Annotated in this window: 14 protein-coding genes and 4 pseudogenes; 6 read left to right on the top strand and 12 right to left on the bottom strand. The window is 38.2% G+C overall.

Annotation, left to right across the window (positions count from 1 at the left end):
* Positions 1-709: 709 nt before the first annotated feature.
* The 3 genes from ISX45_RS04520 (at position 710) to ISX45_RS04510 (ending at position 5,764) form a co-directional block, all read left to right on the top strand.
* On the top strand, positions 710-2,101 hold the full coding sequence (locus tag ISX45_RS04520) for an amino acid permease (protein WP_194520070.1): 1,392 nt from the start codon (positions 710-712) through the stop codon (positions 2,099-2,101).
* Positions 2,102-3,268: 1,167 nt separating this feature from the next.
* A complete protein-coding gene (locus ISX45_RS19420) occupies positions 3,269-3,460 on the top strand; it encodes a helix-turn-helix domain-containing protein (protein WP_267240197.1) in 192 nt (63 codons plus the stop codon).
* A 645-nt stretch (positions 3,461-4,105) separates the two neighbouring features.
* Positions 4,106-5,764, top strand: a complete 1,659-nt coding sequence (locus tag ISX45_RS04510; RefSeq protein WP_194520069.1) for a hypothetical protein — start codon at positions 4,106-4,108, stop codon at positions 5,762-5,764.
* A gap of 187 nt (positions 5,765-5,951) precedes the next feature.
* Here ISX45_RS04510 and ISX45_RS04505 read toward each other — a convergent pair.
* Positions 5,952-6,202, bottom strand: a pseudogene (locus ISX45_RS04505) (aldehyde dehydrogenase family protein); the annotation flags it as partial.
* Positions 6,203-7,453: 1,251 nt separating this feature from the next.
* On the opposite strand from ISX45_RS04505, the gene asnB reads away from it, so the two are divergent.
* Entirely contained in the window at positions 7,454-9,280 is a 1,827-nt protein-coding gene (asnB, locus tag ISX45_RS04500; RefSeq protein WP_181556763.1) for an asparagine synthase (glutamine-hydrolyzing), read from the top strand.
* Positions 9,281-9,384: 104 nt separating this feature from the next.
* Here asnB and ISX45_RS20200 read toward each other — a convergent pair.
* From ISX45_RS20200 to ISX45_RS20195, 3 genes and pseudogenes are all read right to left on the bottom strand, one after another.
* A pseudogene (locus tag ISX45_RS20200) lies at positions 9,385-9,519 on the bottom strand (IS6 family transposase); the annotation flags it as partial.
* A gap of 234 nt (positions 9,520-9,753) precedes the next feature.
* Complete coding sequence (locus ISX45_RS04495) at positions 9,754-10,284, bottom strand: 5' nucleotidase, NT5C type (RefSeq protein WP_220129540.1); 531 nt, start codon at positions 10,282-10,284, stop codon at positions 9,754-9,756.
* 488 nt (positions 10,285-10,772) lie between these two features.
* Complete coding sequence (locus ISX45_RS20195; RefSeq protein WP_374058318.1) at positions 10,773-10,976, bottom strand: IS3 family transposase; 204 nt, start codon at positions 10,974-10,976, stop codon at positions 10,773-10,775.
* 463 nt (positions 10,977-11,439) lie between these two features.
* Here ISX45_RS20195 and ISX45_RS04485 point away from each other — a divergent pair, with 463 nt between their 5' ends.
* A complete protein-coding gene (locus ISX45_RS04485) occupies positions 11,440-12,564 on the top strand; it encodes an NAD(P)/FAD-dependent oxidoreductase (protein WP_194520068.1) in 1,125 nt (374 codons plus the stop codon).
* A gap of 147 nt (positions 12,565-12,711) precedes the next feature.
* On the opposite strand, the gene ISX45_RS04480 is transcribed toward ISX45_RS04485, so the two are convergent.
* Positions 12,712-12,924, bottom strand: coding sequence for an ATP-binding protein (locus ISX45_RS04480; RefSeq protein WP_228485693.1), 213 nt, complete (start codon positions 12,922-12,924; stop codon positions 12,712-12,714).
* Between the two features lie 263 nt (positions 12,925-13,187).
* On the opposite strand from ISX45_RS04480, the gene ISX45_RS04475 reads away from it, so the two are divergent.
* Complete coding sequence (locus ISX45_RS04475) at positions 13,188-14,519, top strand: APC family permease (protein ID WP_194520067.1); 1,332 nt, start codon at positions 13,188-13,190, stop codon at positions 14,517-14,519.
* A 157-nt stretch (positions 14,520-14,676) separates the two neighbouring features.
* On the opposite strand, the pseudogene ISX45_RS20015 reads toward ISX45_RS04475, so the two are convergent.
* The 7 genes and pseudogenes from ISX45_RS20015 to ISX45_RS04445 form a co-directional block, all read right to left on the bottom strand.
* Positions 14,677-15,111: pseudogene (locus tag ISX45_RS20015) on the bottom strand (IS1634 family transposase); the annotation flags it as partial.
* Positions 15,112-15,358: 247 nt separating this feature from the next.
* Positions 15,359-15,604, bottom strand: a complete 246-nt coding sequence (locus ISX45_RS04470) for a DNA-binding protein (RefSeq protein ID WP_181556757.1) — start codon at positions 15,602-15,604, stop codon at positions 15,359-15,361.
* Between the two features lie 93 nt (positions 15,605-15,697).
* A complete protein-coding gene (locus tag ISX45_RS04465) occupies positions 15,698-16,021 on the bottom strand; it encodes a contact-dependent growth inhibition system immunity protein (RefSeq protein WP_374058317.1) in 324 nt (107 codons plus the stop codon).
* A pseudogene (locus ISX45_RS04460) lies at positions 16,021-16,449 on the bottom strand (RNase A-like domain-containing protein); the annotation flags it as partial. The pseudogene ISX45_RS04460 and the gene ISX45_RS04465, both read right to left, overlap by 1 nt.
* A 258-nt stretch (positions 16,450-16,707) precedes the next feature.
* The gene (locus tag ISX45_RS04455) at positions 16,708-17,124 is read right to left on the bottom strand and encodes an immunity 70 family protein (RefSeq protein ID WP_181556890.1); all 417 of its coding nucleotides are present in this window, start codon (positions 17,122-17,124) and stop codon (positions 16,708-16,710) included.
* 10 nt (positions 17,125-17,134) lie between these two features.
* Positions 17,135-18,307, bottom strand: coding sequence for a pre-toxin TG domain-containing protein (locus ISX45_RS04450; protein ID WP_194520065.1), 1,173 nt, complete (start codon positions 18,305-18,307; stop codon positions 17,135-17,137).
* The gene (locus ISX45_RS04445) at positions 18,304-18,618 is read right to left on the bottom strand and encodes a DUF5082 domain-containing protein (protein ID WP_194520064.1); all 315 of its coding nucleotides are present in this window, start codon (positions 18,616-18,618) and stop codon (positions 18,304-18,306) included. Before ISX45_RS04445 ends, ISX45_RS04450 begins: the two co-directional genes overlap by 4 nt.
* Between the last annotated feature and the right edge of the window lie 273 nt (positions 18,619-18,891).

Below are 18,891 nucleotides of genomic sequence, written 5' to 3'. Positions count from 1 at the left end.
TAAGAATGTTACAGATTATTTTTCATAAAATGATTAAACGTCGGCTTTTTGAATGCATGTCCATCATTCATTAAATAAGAGCGACAACTACTTCCCTGCAAATGCATCATATTCTAGTGAACGATGCTAAATGAGGTTCTTTTGAAATGAAAGTTACAGTTGACTATTCACCAAGTTCTTTAGCTCTTCCATATTCTTCACTCGTTTATTAAATGAGATTACTTTATAAAACTTGTCTTTCTTTAATTTAGTTTTTAAATAAGAGACAATAGCTTCTTACTCTTCTTGTTTGATTCCCACACTAATTCCCCGTCTTGTCAGAGTCGTTTTCGGTGTTCATCTCGTCAATATAATGAAACAGAGCTTGTAATGCATGAATAGGTTGTAAAGAAACGGACTTTTTTATGGACAATTTTTGTATAACCATGAGTTTTGCGACACACTCTTGACAAACAGAAGGACACTATTATATTCTAAAAACACATTTTACACTTAACTACACAAAAGCGTGAAAGCATAAAAGCATAAAAGCGTTTAAGTGAAAAAGTTTAGAAAGGGAATTTATTAAAATGAGAGAGCAGCTTCCGTCTTAAACAGTCTTTGGTTATCATCTTACCTATTATTCCTAAAATGTTTTTTAGTTCTATAACACTATTATTATTTGTAAGTAAACCATCATTTAATATCGCAATAGAAGGGCAGGAGCAACATGGAAAAAAATCATCAAGATTTAAAGAAAGGTTTATTACCTAGACACGTCCAATTTATTGCTCTAGCAGGCATGATTGGAACGGGTATTTTTAAAGGAAGTTCAGATACGTTAAATATAGCGGGTCCAAGTGTCGTTTTTGCTTACTTATTAGGGGGCCTATTATTATTTATTGTGATGACGGCATTAGCTGAGATGGCCATTGTATATCCCAACTTAAACGTTCAGCATCTTGTATATAAAGCTTTTGGCTTTCATATCTCCTTTATCGTAGGATGGCTTTATTGGATCAATTGGATTATTGTCACTGTTGTTGAAATTTTAGCAGCAGGAAGCTTCCTAAAATATTGGTTTCCATCTGTACCGTTATGGCTTTTAAGCCTCTTTTGTACCGTTTTGATCGTTGGAATTAATTTGTTTCAAGTGAAGTACTATGGTGAAATTGAGTTTTGGTTTGCAGGAATCAAAATTTTCGCATTAACAGCCTTCATTTTATTAGGTTGCGGTATTTTATTTGGCATTATTCCAAGCAATATTGATGATCCTTTTTCTAACTACACTGCACATGGCGGGTTCTTTCCTCATGGAATTGGAGGAATGTTAAGTGCCTTTTTAGTCGTCATGTTTTCATATGGCGGGGCTGAGTTAATTGGTGTCGCTGTTACAGAAACAAAAGATGCAGAGAAGGTATTGCCAAAAGTAATAAAAGGAACCATGTGGAGAGTCATTCTCTTTTATATTCTTCCTATTCTCATTATTTGTGGTTTAATGCCGTGGAATAAAGTGACAGGGGAAGAAAGTCCATTTGTCCAAGTATTCAGTATCACAGGGCTTCCTGGAGCCGCACATATTATGAATTTTGTTCTTATTACTGCCGTTTTATCAGCGGCTAACTCAGGGATCTATGCCACCTCTAGAACATTATATTCCATGGCTCAAAGCGGTGAAGCTCCAAAAAGGTTTTTAAAGATTTCCAAACAAGGAATCCCTATCAACTGTATTATTATCACAGCAACATGTATATTGTTTGGGGTATTTTTAGCTTATATGACTCCAGATCAAGTCATTAGCTATTTAATGACGATACCTGGTTTTACGATTCTTTTATTATGGATGAGTATTTGTTTAGCGCAACTAAAGCTTCGTTCCCAATATAAGGTGAAACCATACTTCCGGGTAAAAGGATTCCCATACACAACGATATTAGCTGTCGTATCTTTATTGATGATCTTCATTTCTTTTATCTTTAATAAAAATAATATGATCGGTTCTACTGTTTGCCTTGTCATATTAGTACTGCTGACCGCATTTTCTTTTATGAATAAAAACAGAAAAGGAAAAAACGGTGAATATAACGAGGCGAAAAAAAAGGATCTTGTGCAAAATCTCTGAAGCTGGGACCTTTCAGTGTATTTCTAGAAAACGCAGCCATTTATCTTGTTATTTGCGGTATAAAACCTCGGATATCAAATGGTATCCGGGGTTTTTTGATGCAGCTCTTCGCGATGTTCGTTTATCTTTGTAGTTCAGTATATCGCCAAATTCTGGATACTCTAAACAGGTCACGGTAGATTACAAGTGTTTCATCTTTCGTTACTTTGTGTGCTTCCTCGATAGATGGATAATCTAAATAAACCACATTTGTGAAGTTTGATATTCTCCCCTTATAGCAGACAGGAAAAAGATACACTGTCTAACTATAGAGGAGGATTTTTTAGGAAAGGCTCTGTTCATTTATAGGCTCATCACCAGTTCACTCTGGTATGAGTCTATTTTATTTTTTAAAGATATATTAAAGATAGGAGGCTCTGTTGGGAATGAGTCTTTAAACTGTTCAAGCCCTGGCTACCGAGATGATTGGGCATCAGGCCTATATCACCGTACGAACCTATGGAGAATGTGAAGCTATGGTACCAGATTCTCGATGAATCAACCTATTTTGAGTAGGGATGTATCAAAATCGAAAAGTTGTGCTGCTGCCTGTTTATCTTACGGAAATCCGTTTCAAAAGCCAGTAACTGTGGAACACTCGCCCACAGGGATGTCTTTTTTGGTCAACCTCTTAGAGGAATGATATAAATGTAACTTAGACATTCAATCTCCATATAACATGGGTTGGTTTGGTTGATACTGCCCTTAAGAAATCGGACGAAAAAGAGCGAAACATACTGATGAAATGATTGAAAATCACTGATGACCATTGATTCACCGCTCGGAAGGAAAAGAAAAACGAAAAATCAAAGATATCTCTTTGCGTCAACGTATGACAGCCGTTCGATGAATCATGGAAGGTTATCTCAGTAAAGCGGTGGCTGCGATGTTGAACCTCCATCGCCAATCCGCGTCTACCTATGTCTTCTTAATTCAATGAAGGAGGACTTGAGAAGCTGTTCGATAACAAAACACTACCCGGCAAGTCTCCGCATCTCACGAAAGAACAACAAAGCGAGTGAAAACACATGATTCTATACATCCCCTCCCAAGTAAAGCCGCTTCTTGGGATGCCTGTATCATTCAGGCCAATATGGGATTTCCATGACAATGGCCGGAGTGAATAGCATGCTTCATCACCTTGGATTCTCCCACACTCGTCCGACTTATACGCTGGCGAAAGAAGATGAACAGAAGCAACAGGCATTAGCGCAAGAGATAGAGATGATTAAAAAACTCATAACCGATGATATGCTTCCGTTGTCTGCGGAGAGCATATTCGTTCCTATCAAGCATTGCGAGCCACATGGGCAAAAGTAGATCCCTACGTATGGACAGCATGCGAATGTGACGCTATTTGGTAAAAACAATGTAGGATTACCACTTTTCTGCAAAATGATGTAAAATTGGATTTGGGGAAAGTTGTTTCAGGATTATCTATTATTTTACTATTATAAGGGCATTGTAGTCTTGGCATCCGCCGATTAGCCAGTGAAGACAGAGGACGAGCCAAGTTTTTCTGCCATATCCCCGATAGGAACGTCACCGGACAAATCAAAAGTGTTCGCCGTTCGGAAAGTGCATGCCCAGCCGGCAAGCGACAGCTTGGTCGACTTCGGCAGAAAGACCGCAAATAGACCTGTGACAACTAGTATTTACCGGTAAATCAACATACCTAGATATCGATGATTGTTGCGGTAGTGAAGTGGATTATCCCGCAATACATAGTTCGAATAAATAAAAATAATGGCTCGTTCTTAAAATCCTCTGCTTTTGGCATAGGCTTTGCTAAATCACCTGTAAGATAGGATTCACATAATCTAGCTTTCTTTATAGTTAGATAAATGTAACTTAATGTTTAGATATTTTTGCATCAAAAAAATTTGTAACCGATTCATGACTATCTAGATGTCGAATGTTTAAATTAAAAATTTATATAACAGCAAGATATCAGAGGTGGGAAACATGATAAAAAAATTTAAATTCAAACATATTATAGGTATGTTGGCAGCTTTTTTATTTATATTTATTGGCATACAGGTCTATTTCTTGTTTTTTAAAACGTTACATATACAGGTCAAAGGAAACCTGATGAACGAGAATGTTGAACTTCAAGCAAATAATGTTAAGTTAGAGAAAATAAAAAGCGGAACGAAAACATTGATTAAATCCAAGGATTATTTTACAACTTATAAACTCTCATCCCCTCAATTTTCTCGTGAGTACGGTAAGTTCACCGTTACAGTAAGAAAATTAGACAACAATGATGTCTTTGTGTTTACCAAGTTTCAAAATCAAACTAAACAACCTATAATTATTGACCTTTCCTTGTCTTTTGGACAAGACTTTACTAGTTATAAAGTAACTCGCTTTCATTCCGAAAAAATAAAACATGAACATGATCCAACTTTAGGAGTGGACCCTACTTCTACTCCGCACGGCTTAATTGAGCTAAAAGGAAAAAGAGCCTATGCCAACATGATGCTCAGTAAGAATTATAATTCGATGGAATTAATAAAAAAATACAATCAAACACAGCAAAGCAAGTTACGTGAATTGATAAAAGAAACAGATGGAACTGAAATCACTAAGAAGGGGCATCATATTCTTATTAATATGCCGCATTTTGCTGAAGGGCAAAGTTTATCCGAGAGTTGGATTTTGTACTCCAATCAGCCACTCTTTAACAAGAAGGAAAATTTTAAAGAATGGGAAAAGCATACGTTAAAAGAATATAAAAAAATTAACAAATGGTACACGGCGGAAGGACCATTTGGTAAGCTTCCGTGGTCTATTGAACCATCAACTAAGCTTGGATATGGACGGTACTTTGCTCTTGTGCATGACCGTCGCTATGTGGATCATTATGAAAATACGAAAGAAAGGTATTTTTACGATTTTATCGTGAACTCAGTTGCTAATTTATTAACCTATGACTCTCAATTAAATAAACCGATACCGACTGAAATTACAAGTACATGGCTGAAAGACAATTATGGCATTATTGCTCCTTATTACGATACACGTTTTAATGAGTACATAGCTATCCATTTAAAAAGAATAAGCAAGCTTTTAGATGTACCCGAATACAGGAATATGTCACTTTTTTATGCAGATTACTTGTTGAAACAAGTGAAAAAAGAGAACTATATTAAGACAGATAATGGTTATATTATTTGTGATTTTTATGGAAAGACACAAAAGAAAAAGACCCATGCTTCTTTAAATCATTCATTAGGGGAGATGAACTTCTTACTAGAAAGCTATCTGGAGACGGGGAAAAAGGAGTACTTAGCAGTAGCCTTAAATATTAAAAAAGGCATTGAGGATGTAGGAGATAAATGGATTAAAGATAACAAAGACTTATGGTATCAGTTAAATCCTAACTTTACTTTCCACGGAAAAGACTATCCGCTTCTAACCTTAGAAGATCTGTTGAAAGCTCAAAACAATTTGAAAAAAGCTGGTATAAATAGAAGTAAAATCTTTGACCAACTCATAAAATCTAAAACTCAGTACCTTGTAAATCATAAAATAGAGATGACAAAAAAAGTCATAGCCTCCCTGCAGCAGGAGGGATTTGGTGATTTGGTGAAAAATTATACGAATATATCGGATTACTAAAACATTGAAAAACCGACATAAGCAAGACGTTTATGATAGGCAAAAGAATGCCCCCATTTTTTCCGATGCGAAAGTTGAGTAATTTATATATCAAAAAATTCCTGTCATACGAATAATAAAAAGGCACTCTTATTCTAAAGTGCGATATTTCATTGCATTTTAGAAAAGAGGCCTTTATTAATTTGCATTAACTTTTAACCAGAACAGTTTTAATTGATGTAAAGAATTCAATAGCAGCTCGTCCTTGTTCTCTTGAGTGTGAGCTAGATTGCTTCATTCCTCCCCAAAAGGGGCCTGCAGTTCTACTCCTGCACTCTCTTCATTAATACGAACTAATCCCGCTTCAATTTCGTTTATGAATGATAGAGCATTTCCTATATTTTTGGTAAAGATAGAAGCACTAAGACCAAATGGAATATCATTTATGATCGTTAATGAGATGGAAGAATAGATTTGCCTCGTATTGATCCATTGCTATAAATATCATCACTATTATTCTTTTTCCATCATAATAATAACAGTGATGGAGTTAAAAAATATGAAAATTTTTCATATCCTAATATTACATAGAAACCTTATCCTCTTTTAATTTTTAATAGGATAAACAAGTTGTTAAATTTTATTTATCAAAAACTGTTAATCAGTCACAATTTATTATCAAAAGTTGTAAGGCTTCACTTGACGGTTAAATCTCCTTGTAATTATAAGGTTCTATGTTTAATTTTAGCTATAAATTCAGTAACATAGTCTTCAAGACCAGCCACCGCTTTTTCTAGAAGGGAGAATATGCCCTATTTCTCCTAAATACGCAATTTTTAAAAATTCACCAAATACTCTCCTTCCCCCCTGTCTCTGTTTTCATCCAATTATTTCTTGATACTGGAATACTATCAAGGACAAATGGAATATATTTCATCTTTTTTGAAATATTCTGTGCTAGTGTTCTATATTGGCGACCTGATGCGTAGTTTTTACTAACGAACAAAATGCTTTTAATAGTACTAAAATCAAATATTTCCTTTGCATTAATGAGTTCCTTGAACAGTTTTCATAGATGATTTCTTCCTCCTTTATTCCATGTTTGATAAGCTTAGAAACAATTACATCTGCTTCTGGGGTATTTTTATCCTCCCTATCAGGATGCTTCCTCCTGTTAGACTTACTCCACCAATAGCTATAATCCTTTTTCCTAATCCCATATTAAATGCCTCTATTTTTTTCTTCCACTGACCTAAACGAGTTCCAGCAAATACAAAGATAACGTCACAAGGCCCGGGTTCTTTCTGAAAAAAAGTAATGTCCTATTTGTTCTAAAGTTAGATCAGGTACTTCTGGTTCTTTTGACATTAGTGGTTTTTCCGTTTTTTATATTCCTCCTTCAAACTATAATTTTTCTTTAAACCTCCTCAAAGAAAATTATGATTTTTATACATGTTGATAACCTTTTAACTCTCTTAGAATGATCATCCATGCATTCCTTCGTCCTTTGTATTCACGAAGTGGAGGCCGGATATGCTCTTTTACTGGGGCTATGCCCGATTCCACATGTAAATTCCTACTTTTGTTTCTATATAAATATAACGTTGACGTTAACGTTAAATAATTGTATAATCGATTTAACGTTGACGTCAACGTTAAAAAGAGGTGTAACTTGAAATACGTACTCTTGATAGAAAGAAGGTAGATGATATGTGCGGAATCGCAGGATGGGTAGATTGGTCAAGAGATTTGTCTGATCAACAGCCAATTTTAAAAAAGATGACAGACGCTATTACACATCGAGGACCGGATGCGGAAGGATTTTGGACTTCAAAGCGAGCTGCATTCGGTCATCGACGTCTTATCGTAATTGACCCAGAGGGTGGTCTCCAACCTATGGTTTATAAAGACGGAGACTACACCATTACTTTGACTTATAATGGAGAAATCTATAACTATCAAGAATTACGTAAGGAACTTGAAGAAAAGGGTCATGTGTTCCGGACAAAATCAGACACAGAAGTATTGCTTCATGCTTATCTAGAATGGCAAGAAGATTGCATTGAGCACTTTAACGGCATTTTTGCCTTTGGCATCTGGGATGAAAGACGCAGCCAGCTTATGCTTGGCCGAGATCATTTAGGTGTCAAACCATTATTTTTTGCTCAACGTGGCAGCGCTATTCTCTTTGGTTCTGAATTAAAAGTTCTTCTTTCCCATCCACTGGTAGAAACTGAAATTGACAGTGAGGGTCTTGCTGAAGTATTTAGTCTTGGACCTATCCGTACACCGGGGCATGGTGTTTTTAAGGATATAAAGGAAGTGCGTGCGGGTCATTACATAACATTTACCCCTAATAAAGTAAACGTTAAACGCTACTGGACGCTTGAAAGTAAAGAGCATCTTGACGATGTAAATACAACTGTCGAAACGATTCGCTCCATCCTGGAAGATACGGTGAAACGGCAATTAATCGCAGATGTGTCTGTAGTATCTATGCTCTCTGGGGGGCTTGATTCCAGCGGTTTAACAGCTCTGGCAGCGAAAGAATTTGCAAAAAACGGAAAAACTCTGCATACTTACTCTATCGACTTTGTGAATAATGAGCGAGATTTTGAACAAGATTTTCTTCGCCGTGACCTAGATGAGCCTTGGGTGAAGCGTGTAGCTGAGCATATTGGCACTCATCATCATACAATTGTATTTGGCGCAGATAAATTAGTAGAGAATTTACTTGTTCCGATGCGAGCACGTGACCTGCCGGGCATAGGAGAACTTGAAACTTCTCTTTATCTTTTATTTAAAGAGATGAAAAAAGATGCAACAGTAGCCCTTTCAGGAGAATCTGCTGATGAGGTATTTTCCGGTTATCCATGGTTTCATCAAGAACAGTTTTTAAATGCGGATGTTTTTCCATGGCTTGTGAATATGAGTTTTATGTTAGATATTTTATCAGAGGATCTTAAAGCAAAAATTCAACCGGAGCAGTATCAGAAGCAACGATTCCAAGAAGCTGTCAGTGAAGTTCCTTTTCTGGATGGAGAAAGCAGCCTGCAAGCGAAACAACGTCAAATGTCCTATATGTTTATTACACGCTTCTTGCCATTTATGCTTGATCGTAAAGATCGCGCAAGCATGATGACTGGTTTTGAAGTGCGTGTTCCGTTTTGTGATTATCGTCTTGTAGAATATTTATGGAATGTTCCATTTGAACTGAAGAGCATTGACAATATTGAAAAAGGAATTTTACGCCGCGCCTTTCAACATGTACTTCCAGACGATGTACGTAATCGCAGAAAGAGTGCGTATCCAAGTACAAAAGATGCTGCTTACTTACAAGGCATCAGCAACTGGATGTTAGAGGTACTAAATGATTCAAACTCACCTATCTTGCCATTAATTGATGCGGATCGTGTGCGCGCAATCGCTGAAGGAAAAGATGAAGTCATTTCCGGAACGAAAGCTCGAGGTTTACTAGATTATTTATTACAAATTAATAGTTGGCTTCAAGAGTATCACATCCATATTCGATTATAAGGTTTCCACTGGGCTCTGGTACAAATATGGCACGATTTTGGAAGATTCATACAGATTACGGAATCGAGGTTTACGTAATAATTCTAAATCATTGATGGATGATTTTAGACAGAGTTGGCCTTTAAAACAAGTTTCCCTTTTTTAACCATATGCATGGCTTCTATTCTAGAAATAACGGACTTTGCTGTGCGAAAGGATTTCAATCCTAACATAGAATGAACTCGCTTTTTAATAAATGCTTCACGATGCTATGGAGGTATTTTCATTTGCTTTATTTGGATGCTCACTGGCATCCTTTTTTTCTTTCTTCAGCTCTTCCATTGCTACAGGGCAAGCAGGAAAGAACTGAACTGGCAAAATGCCAGTTCTTTTTCATTTCAAGTCAAGCGAAAAGCCCGCGTCAATGACGCAGGCGTTATAATTGTTTATTTAACAAACACTCACTATCCGTTTGTCGAACATCAAAATTTCGTTTATTTGAGAAAATAATCTCTTACCTCCTGCCAATTGTTAACCCTAACATAACCTGTTTCATACACATTATGAGGTGATGTAAATAAAATTCCTTGACCTGAAAATCGTTTGAAATGCCGTACGTTATCATCAATAAGATAATCGGCATTAATAATGCTCTTGTCTCCACAAAATACAAAATTCATATCATTCAAGAAACTAAAATGTTCTCTTAACCATTCATATTTTGCTGTAAATGATGTCGGAAACTCCATTGCAGCCGTAGTAATAAAAATTTCGTAGTGTTCACTTAATTCCTTTATTACTTCTTGACTATCCTTCATTACTTCTAAATCACGAAAGAAAGAAGGTTCTTTTAAATAATTCATAATTTCATCTTTCAAATGGGGGCGCAGCTCTATGAGTTTTTTTCCTTTCAAGTCTTCAACTGTAATATTTTCGTTGTGATCTCGATTGAAAAGTGCTAATTGTTTTGAAAGATAATCGGCAATTACTCCATCCATATCTATTGCAATTCTCTTCATAACCAATCCCCCTAATGTGTACAAGTTTGTTTTACTATACAAGAATTTCTTATTCCCCAAAACCGCTTCTTTTTTGTATGACATGTGAGATTAATATAACGTCACAGTATAGGAAGTAAGATTAAAACAAAAAAGAGACTTTATCATTCGGATTATCTCTTTTCTTCATCTGATGATTCAGTAAGCATTAATGTCCCTGTATCAATCATATTAATAAAAAAGCTAATCCAGACGTAAGGCCAAGCGATTTCTTTGACATGTAAGCCGTTAATGAAGCGGCTTTTTATATTGTTATCGTGTTATGAAAAGCATTATCATGTTTCTGGCTGTACTACAATCATACAAACAAGCAAAAATTTTTGATAGATTTTTACATCTCCCCTATTCAAATAAAATCGCTGTTTTATATTGCGATCTCATTCATCCATTCTGCGCTGACTTTTTTAAATAAACTCTAAAAAATGGACACGTTAAACAGAAAGAAATAGCTGAACTTAGGCAGCTGCTTTTCTTTGTTTAGCGTAGTATACAGCCTCAAATTCACATGGCAATACATAGCCAAGGGCTGAATTGCTTCTTTTATGATTGTAGAAGCATTCGATATACTCGAAAACAGCTTGTTTCATTTCTTTCCGCGTATGGAATCGATTCACGTTAAATGCACTCTTTCTGAAACAACTCCATACAATCGTTATCATAACAAATGTTCCCTTTTTTAGATGGGGACATCTCGAACCTAGTGTAATTAATTTTATTATAATCTCTCTGTTCTCCGTGTCCAATTTTTAGACTAACATTATTGAGAAATTTCCTCGTTCTCCCAACCACTTCCCTGCAGGTGAAAACGTAGAAAGATGAAGAACCCCTTTAACGCAGGAAGTAGCCGAAGCAATTCCGTGTGCCCACTAATCGGCGCAACGAATCAATGGAAAAATAAGTTTTTCAAAAAAGACATTTTAACCATGATTTTTTCAAAATTGGTCATCATCCTATCACATAGGGTACTTCTGGCAAAGAAAGTTGGTCGCTGTACCGAAATAAAGGTGATATTCACTACAAATATTGAATTGAAATAAATGATCCCCTTGTTTCTTTTCGCAAATGCTTCATCATGTGCTATTCTAATGATGGAAAAAAGAAAAAATAGAAAAGGTGTTTTTTATGAAATCATACATAGTCGTTGGAGCTGGAATATTAGGAGCGTCTACCGCTTATCACTTGGCAAAAGAAGGAGCTGCTGTGACGTTAATCGACAGAGGTGACAAAGGCCAAGCAACGGATGCCGCGGCTGGGATTGTTTGTCCATGGGTGTCCCAGCGTCGAAATAAGCTTTGGTATCGTTTAGCGAAAGGCGGAGCGAAATTTTATCCTACTTTAATAGAAGAACTGAAATCCTATGGTGAAACGGAAACGGGATATGCGCGTGTAGGAGCCATCTGTCTCCATACAGATGAAGAGAAGCTTCAAAAGATCGAGGAAAGAGCATTACAACGTCGTGAAGACGCACCAGAAATGGGCGAAATTACCCGACTGTCTCCTGAGGAAACAAAGGCATTATTTCCACCATTGGCAGAGGAATATCACTCCATTCACGTCAGTGGCGCCGCTCGCGTTAATGGAAGAGCACTTCGCGATTCCTTAATTCGGGTAGCGCAAAAGCTTGGGGCTACTTATATCAAAGGAAACGCCAAACTTATCCATCAAGGTGCTCAAGTAATCGGTGTCGAGGTTGAAGGAAGACAATATGTAGGAAATGCCGTCATTGCAACGGCTGGTGCGTGGTCAAAAGAGCTGCTTCTGCCGTTAGGCATTGAATTTTTAGTAACGCCGCAAAGAGCACAAATCGTTCACCTTGAAAGACCGGAACGGAATACAGACAACTGGCCCGTTGTCATGCCGCCAAACAACCAATATCTCCTTGCCTTTAAAGATGGCCGGATTGTTGTCGGTGCGACTCATGAAGATGAAGTTGGCTTCGACTACAGAGTAACGGCTGGTGGATTGCATGAAGTATTAGACAAAGCGTTAACCGCAGCACCAGGGCTAGCCAATTGCACTCATCTTGAAACAAGAGTTGGGTTTCGTCCATACACACCTGGGTTTCTTCCGGTCTTTGGAGCGATTCCAGGGTTCGAAGGCATCTATGTGGCCAACGGATTAGGCGCATCAGGGCTCACAGCGGGCCCTTACTTAGGTTCTGAACTGGCAAAGCTCGTGCTCGGAAAACCAACAGAACTAGATCCTCTTGACTATGATGTCGCTGGGGCCATTAAAGAAATAGAATAAAACCCCTAGAGTCAATAAGGAAGCGTTCCCGAATCCCCCCTCTCGCCTACATTGCATTATGGAGAGGGGGCTTTTTAGAAAAATGTTGCGTGAAGCTGCCAAACGTGAAGAACAAGTAAAAAAGAGAAAGAGGGCCGATGAAAGTACTCAGCCCTCCTGCTTTGAGGAAATGGAAAAAAGCAAACACACGGTCGTTCCTTTTCCTTCTTCACTATGATTCTTCATTTCACCGCCATGCACTTCCACAATTTTAAAACTCATCATTAACCCTAATCCTCTCTCTTTTTCTTTTGTACTGTAGAATTGTTCACCAAGCTTGGCCATTCGCTCTTTCGGAATGCCGCGGCCTTCGTCTGTGATGCCAACGAGAATCGAATCTAGTCACTGCTTCGATTCGATCCGTAATATTCCGCGCAAATTTTTATTATCCCATTATTTATACCATGAAAATTATGACAAGTTTCATCGTGTACAAAAAAACTCATTTATGTCAATAAATTACGTTGATTCTCTATAATATTTTTATAATATTTTAATTTTCGAAAAATAATAATTTAACTAATCTCATGTTATAATGATCAAGTACTTACAACAAAAACATTTGTCTTTTTGAGGTGAACAAAATGGGGCAAGCTGAATTAAAAAAAAGCATCGGCTTTATCGCTGCAACATCTTTAGTCATCGGTACGGTCATCGGTTCCGGTATTTTCATGAAACCAGGTGTTGTCATCGCCGCTGCCGGTGATTCGACAATGGCCCTATGGGCATGGGTCATCGGTGGCATCATTACATTAGCGAGCGGTTTAACGATTGCAGAAGTGAGCGCAAAAATTCCGAAAATCGGAGGGCTGTATGCTTATATCGAAGAGGTGTACGGAAAGTTTTGGAGCTTTTTATGCGGATGGGTGCAAACAATCATCTATGGCCCAGCGGTAATCGGAGCACTCGGATTATACTTTGGTTCATTATTTGCGGGGGTGTTCGGTTTTTCAAAACAGACGGAAACATGGATCGGAATTTTAGCTGTTCTTTTTCTTGCACTCATTAACATACTAGGAACACAATATGGCGGAGCTGTCCAAAGCTTGTTAACATTAGCAAAACTGCTTCCTATTTTCCTTATTATCGTGTTTGGAATGGTTCAAGGAGATGTGCCTGTGTTTGGAATGGAAAGCGAAAGCAGCCAAGCGATCAGCATAGGTACAGCTGTATTAGCGACGCTTTGGGCGTACGACGGCTGGATGAACGTCGGATTTGTGGCAGGCGAAATGAAAAATCCAGCAAAAACGTTACCAAAAGCCATTATTACTGGAATTGTCGTTGTCACGCTCTGCTACTTAGCCGTCAATATCGCGATCCTTCACGTACTTCCTGCTAGTAAAATTGTTGAACTTGGCCCGAACGCCGCAAAAGAAGCCGCGATGTTACTATTTGGTGATGTAGGCGGAAAAATGATTGCGATCGGCATTTTAATTTCTATTTTCGGTTGTTTAAATGGAAAAATTTTAACATTTCCACGTATGCCGTTTGCGATGGCAGAAGACGGACTCTTCCCTGGCGCTCGTTTCTTATCACGCGTTCACCCAACATTTCACACTCCTGTTCAAGCAACCGTTTTACAAATAGCGATCGCTGTGGCAATGATGTTAATGACCAACCCTGATCGTTTGACCGATATCGCTATTTTTAGCGTTTTCTCATTTTACGGCTTAGCATTTTACGCTGTATTTTTGTTGCGGAAAAATCAGAAGCACGATCATTCGTTATATAAAGTGCCTTTATATCCTGTAACGCCTATTGTTGCGACTGTAGGAGCAATTTACATTATTGGAAGTACCGTCATCCATCATCCGCTCGATGCTTTTCTTTCTGTGTTAATCACATTGTCGGGAATTCCTATTTATTGGAGCCTTACAACCAAACACAAAAATAAAACGGCGAAAAAAGCAAGCTAAACGAATACATACCCTCAAAACGCATTGGTTCACCGAAACAGTATTGACAACACAACGATTGAAAAAATGCAAAACCGCTAAACGGCGGCCGTTTAGCGGTTTTCTTTTTCAAAACAATGCAAATACTCTCCGTATCCTTCTTTTTAAAGTTTCGGAATCCCAACTCTCGCAATACTCTCTGCTGCTCATACGTCAGCGACCGGCCTAATTTTCGTTGCCTTTGCCCATTTGGACACTCGAGAACGACAACTTGCACATAGGCAAATAGCTGAAAAATGGCTTGCCCCGTCGGTTTCGTCAACTTACGCTTTCCCGCTCCCTTCAATGGACATTCGTTGGTAATGACTTGCCGCATCCGGTGCGGAATACTCGGTACACGACAAGCGCCGACAAAAACAGATCCCCCAACGCCAGCACCCGTTTCGGTTTCTTCACGTAAATTTTGTCCGTAAAAATAGATCCTTTAAGAAAGAGAAGTTCATCTCTACGTTCACTTACCCCTCAAGAGGGCTAAAATCTCCTTTCCGTCCATGGCTTTACCCTGTCACTCGGCCAGAACGGTCATGACGAAGACAAAACGGGAAGCACGACGTGCATGAATTTTACTAAAGAGCGCAAACGAAATCGTTCATGATGAAAGAAGTTCGGGTATAAGGCAAGGGGGATTTGATCTTTCTTACCAAGAAAAACAGACATTATTTTATCATAGCGGAGAACAGGTTTCATTTGCCAGACGAATCTGAAAACGTAATCTCACTTTATTATTTGATATAGCTGTTAGATTTAAAATAGAAAAACCTTGAAAGGCATATAGACAATCAAGGTTATTTAACACTTTTTTAATTGCTATACTTGTTTATCCAATCTATAATGTCTTGTTCTACATGTAGATATTCATCTGGACTATCTTTTAAATCAACTCCGGAAACAATTTGTAAAAGTTCCCAAACAGTTTCATCTGATATATTGGGCTCATCCTGCATTACATATTCTGAAGCCCAATCTGCTACTTCTTCTCGTGTTAGCTTTCCTAGTAAAATCATTTTTAATTTATCAATTATTTCTTCTCTTGTTGGTTGTCTCATTTTTTCACCACTTTCCAATATAATTCCCATTGCTAGTAAAAAAGAAACCTTGAAAGAGTTTTCACTCAGTCAAGGCACTCAAGAATTTAAGTCCTATTTTACTTTTACAGCTTCTTTTAATTGTTCTACTACACTTTTTAGCCATTGAATTGGAGTTAGCCCAAGAGCAGGAAAATATACTCCGTCTGCACAGTGTTGAATGTATTCATTCTTTTCATCATCTGAATACTCACTATTAATGAATTCTGTTAAAAATACGATAGCAGATTCAAGATATTCTTTACTTTCTTCTGTTAACAATTCTTGTAATGCCTCTTCAGGCGAATCTGCGTCTTGATGAAAAGTCCCAGCCAAGAACTGAAAAACTGGATCTTCTGGATTATTTTTGACTAACAAGCATCGTTCCCCCCATTCCATTATTTAGTTCGATAACCAGTTAAAATGAAATTCCCTGCTCCATCCTTCTTTAATACTATCTTAGCATTCTTCATATGTTCAACTGTCGTAGAACCTCTTTGTACCCCACGTCCAATAATTTCTGTACCCTGATAAGGCAGAACCAAAGTTGAGCTGCTTTTTGGATTACTCAACCAAGCTTGAATAATTTTTTTGTTGTTTGGATCGTTTAAAACTTCGCTAGCAACTTTCTCAGCAGTAGCTCTATCTTTAAAAGTTGATGCTCCTGTTATTTTAGGATTATCTTTTAACCGCTGCAATAACTCGGCATCCGTCTTTCCAACATGTCTGGCAATCAAATGCCCACCCCTTGCCTCATGTGCTGCTAATCCTCCACCGGGGGTAAGAGGACTAAAGTCTTTAGGCTTAACATTACCCGTACCCTTACCAACCACCTCATCCCCAGTTTTGCCAACCATGTTCATCGTAGTTTCTTTTACTTCTTCCTTAGCTTTGCTCATCCACATGCGGGGCGCCGGGCCGACTCCTGCCAAGGCTGGCTGCCATTGGACAGACGGAACGCTGGCGAGAAGGTCTTCTCATTGCTTCTTGAACGAGTGTATCGTTTAGATAATCAGCCTTAAAATAAAAAACCTTGAAAGGCTTATAGCCATTCAAGGTTATCAAAAATCATAGTTTAAACTTTCTTAAATACTTTCTATTTCAATGTCTGACTTTATTTTTAAAGCTTTATTTAATGCTTTTTTTAAAATAGTTATTAAATCTTCCCCATCACTTGTAACAAAATAGTTAGATAAGTCTGTAATTTCATCACTTATATTATCTCCCCATGGAGGTGTTTTTGAAAGGTCTTCGATATCCCAAACGACTTGTGATGGACTGTAATTTTTCAAACTTTCTTGAATTTCATCTATTTCTTTAATAACATCTTTAATATATTTATACTCAAGTTTACCATTATATAGTTTGTTTAATAAAAGAGGATACTTTGTTCCCCAACCATTTGGCTCTAAATGATAGCTTACTGTTGAAAAAAACGAATGTAAAAAATCACCATGACCAATTGGATACCAGTAATATTTTACTTTCAAACCTACAGCCAATTCTGTCACCTCACTCATTAGTTTTAAATCTAATATTTACTTTACCATTTGTTTTTTTCATTATTCTATCATACAAATCATCTAGTATTTCTTCCGATACGTTTTGTCCCCGTATATCGATAATAACAGTTTGTTTAGTACCTCTCGGCAAATCACTTAATCGTTTTTCAACTTGGGTAGAAATATTGTTTACTAATCTGCTTCTACCACTTGGGGTAGTAATTTTATAATTTTTTACCTCTATACTAAATCCTTCTCTATAAAAATCTGGTCTTGAGCTTCCTTTTGTCCCATAAGGTACTTCTTTTCCGTTTTTGAAAGATTTTTGAGCACTATATTCTGGATATTCTTTTCCTATGTCAATTTCTGATTGTCTCCAAGACGGTCTAGCATTACCCGTACCCTTACCAACCACCTCACCCCTAGTTTTGCCAATCATGTTCATCGTAGTTTCTTTTACTTCTTTCTCGGCTCCGCTCATCCATATACGGGGCTCTGGACCAATTCCCGCCAAGGCCGGCTGCCATTGGACAGATGGAACGCTGGCAAGAAGATCGTTCCATTGCTTCTTAAAATATTGCAGCGTTTTGGTAATCGGTGCCTTCACGACTTGGCGGTACACCGCTTGAAAGACAGACATCATTTTATCATAGCGGAGAACATGTTTCATTTGCGAGACCAATTTGGAAACATCTGCTGCTGTTGCTGCCTCTTTCGCTCCTTTCACCGCCGCTTTTCCGGCAATGCCTGCTCCTTTGGCTGGAGGAATGACGGTCAACAATAACATTCCTCCCGCAAGCAGGCGGTCTCCTGCCGAAATCCGTTCTCCAGTGATCGGGTCATATTCTCCAAACACTCGCTGCAAGTCATACCAGCCAAGAAGCTCTAAGCCAAATTCTTTCATGTTATCGGCAAGCGTTTGGTCTGCCTGTCTGATTGCCGCTGCCGTCCGATACAGCAGTTCCTCCGCTTCATTCAGCTTTTCTTCATATCGCTGGAGCCAATGAATCAGTTCGTCTGTAAGTTCGTGGATGGCGGCAGAGCCAATTCCGGGAATCTCCATGGCTAGAGAGGGAAGTTCCCACGAAAGCGAGGCTCGCGCACGCTGGCACGCGTCTTCCGCATCGGGGACATGCTTCGCTACCGTTTCCAGCTCTTCCGGTTTAACTCGAATCGTCGTCATTGCAGTTCCTCTATCTTTCGACGAATTTGGGCGATTTCCCTGCTGATTTCATGAAGAAGCTCGTCTGCGGTCGTATCAATACGTGCTTCAATTTGCCGCAAGTCCCCGTATATCAACTCATACGCTCCCCTCGATTCGCCCTGCCAATGCGGAACATACTCGTCATTCGCGCGGTAAAAAGAATGCGAGCCATGATGAAATTCATCCACTGCTTCCTCTACCTGCCCCTGATAGGATTGAAGGCAGCGGATCATAGCTGCATAAGCCCGGCGCTTTGCTTCTTTTTCGATGGATTCCAATAAGGATGACACCTTCATTCCCTCCCCCATTTATCCAATACTTAAATGGTAACATAAGTAAAATAAGGAGAAATCATGATATATTCCTATTTTCCAGATTACAACCAGGACTTTTTCCTTATTCATCCATTATTTCATACTAAGCATATAGAACGTTTCTTTTGGAATATAATGGTTTTACCGAATAAACTTTTTCATGCGTGGAACGATTATCGTGAAGAAGGGGATCAAAAAGCCGAAAATGAAAAATCCGGACAACCATGTCAAAGACGATGATGATATTGG

Source organism: Thermaerobacillus caldiproteolyticus, from assembly GCF_015326725.1.
Taxonomy (GTDB): domain Bacteria; phylum Bacillota; class Bacilli; order Bacillales; family Anoxybacillaceae; genus Thermaerobacillus; species Thermaerobacillus caldiproteolyticus.
The sequence above is the reverse complement of the archived record's forward strand: the minus strand, read 5'-3'. Positions and strand labels throughout refer to the sequence as shown.

Bases quoted from the DNA above. Each gene is read 5' to 3' on its own strand.
- ISX45_RS04520 (WP_194520070.1), top strand. From the start codon at position 710: ATGGAAAAAAATCATCAAGATTTAAAGAAAGGTTTATTACCTAGACAC.
- ISX45_RS19420 (WP_267240197.1), top strand. From the start codon at position 3,269: ATGCTTCATCACCTTGGATTCTCCCACACTCGTCCGACTTATACGCTG.
- ISX45_RS04510 (WP_194520069.1), top strand. From the start codon at position 4,106: ATGATAAAAAAATTTAAATTCAAACATATTATAGGTATGTTGGCAGCT.
- asnB (WP_181556763.1), top strand. From the start codon at position 7,454: ATGTGCGGAATCGCAGGATGGGTAGATTGGTCAAGAGATTTGTCTGAT.
- ISX45_RS20195 (WP_374058318.1), bottom strand. From the start codon at position 10,976: ATGATAACGATTGTATGGAGTTGTTTCAGAAAGAGTGCATTTAACGTG.
- ISX45_RS04485 (WP_194520068.1), top strand. From the start codon at position 11,440: ATGAAATCATACATAGTCGTTGGAGCTGGAATATTAGGAGCGTCTACC.
- ISX45_RS04475 (WP_194520067.1), top strand. From the start codon at position 13,188: ATGGGGCAAGCTGAATTAAAAAAAAGCATCGGCTTTATCGCTGCAACA.
- ISX45_RS04470 (WP_181556757.1), bottom strand. From the start codon at position 15,604: ATGAGACAACCAACAAGAGAAGAAATAATTGATAAATTAAAAATGATT.
- ISX45_RS04465 (WP_374058317.1), bottom strand. From the start codon at position 16,021: ATGGAATGGGGGGAACGATGCTTGTTAGTCAAAAATAATCCAGAAGAT.
- ISX45_RS04450 (WP_194520065.1), bottom strand. From the start codon at position 18,307: ATGACGACGATTCGAGTTAAACCGGAAGAGCTGGAAACGGTAGCGAAG.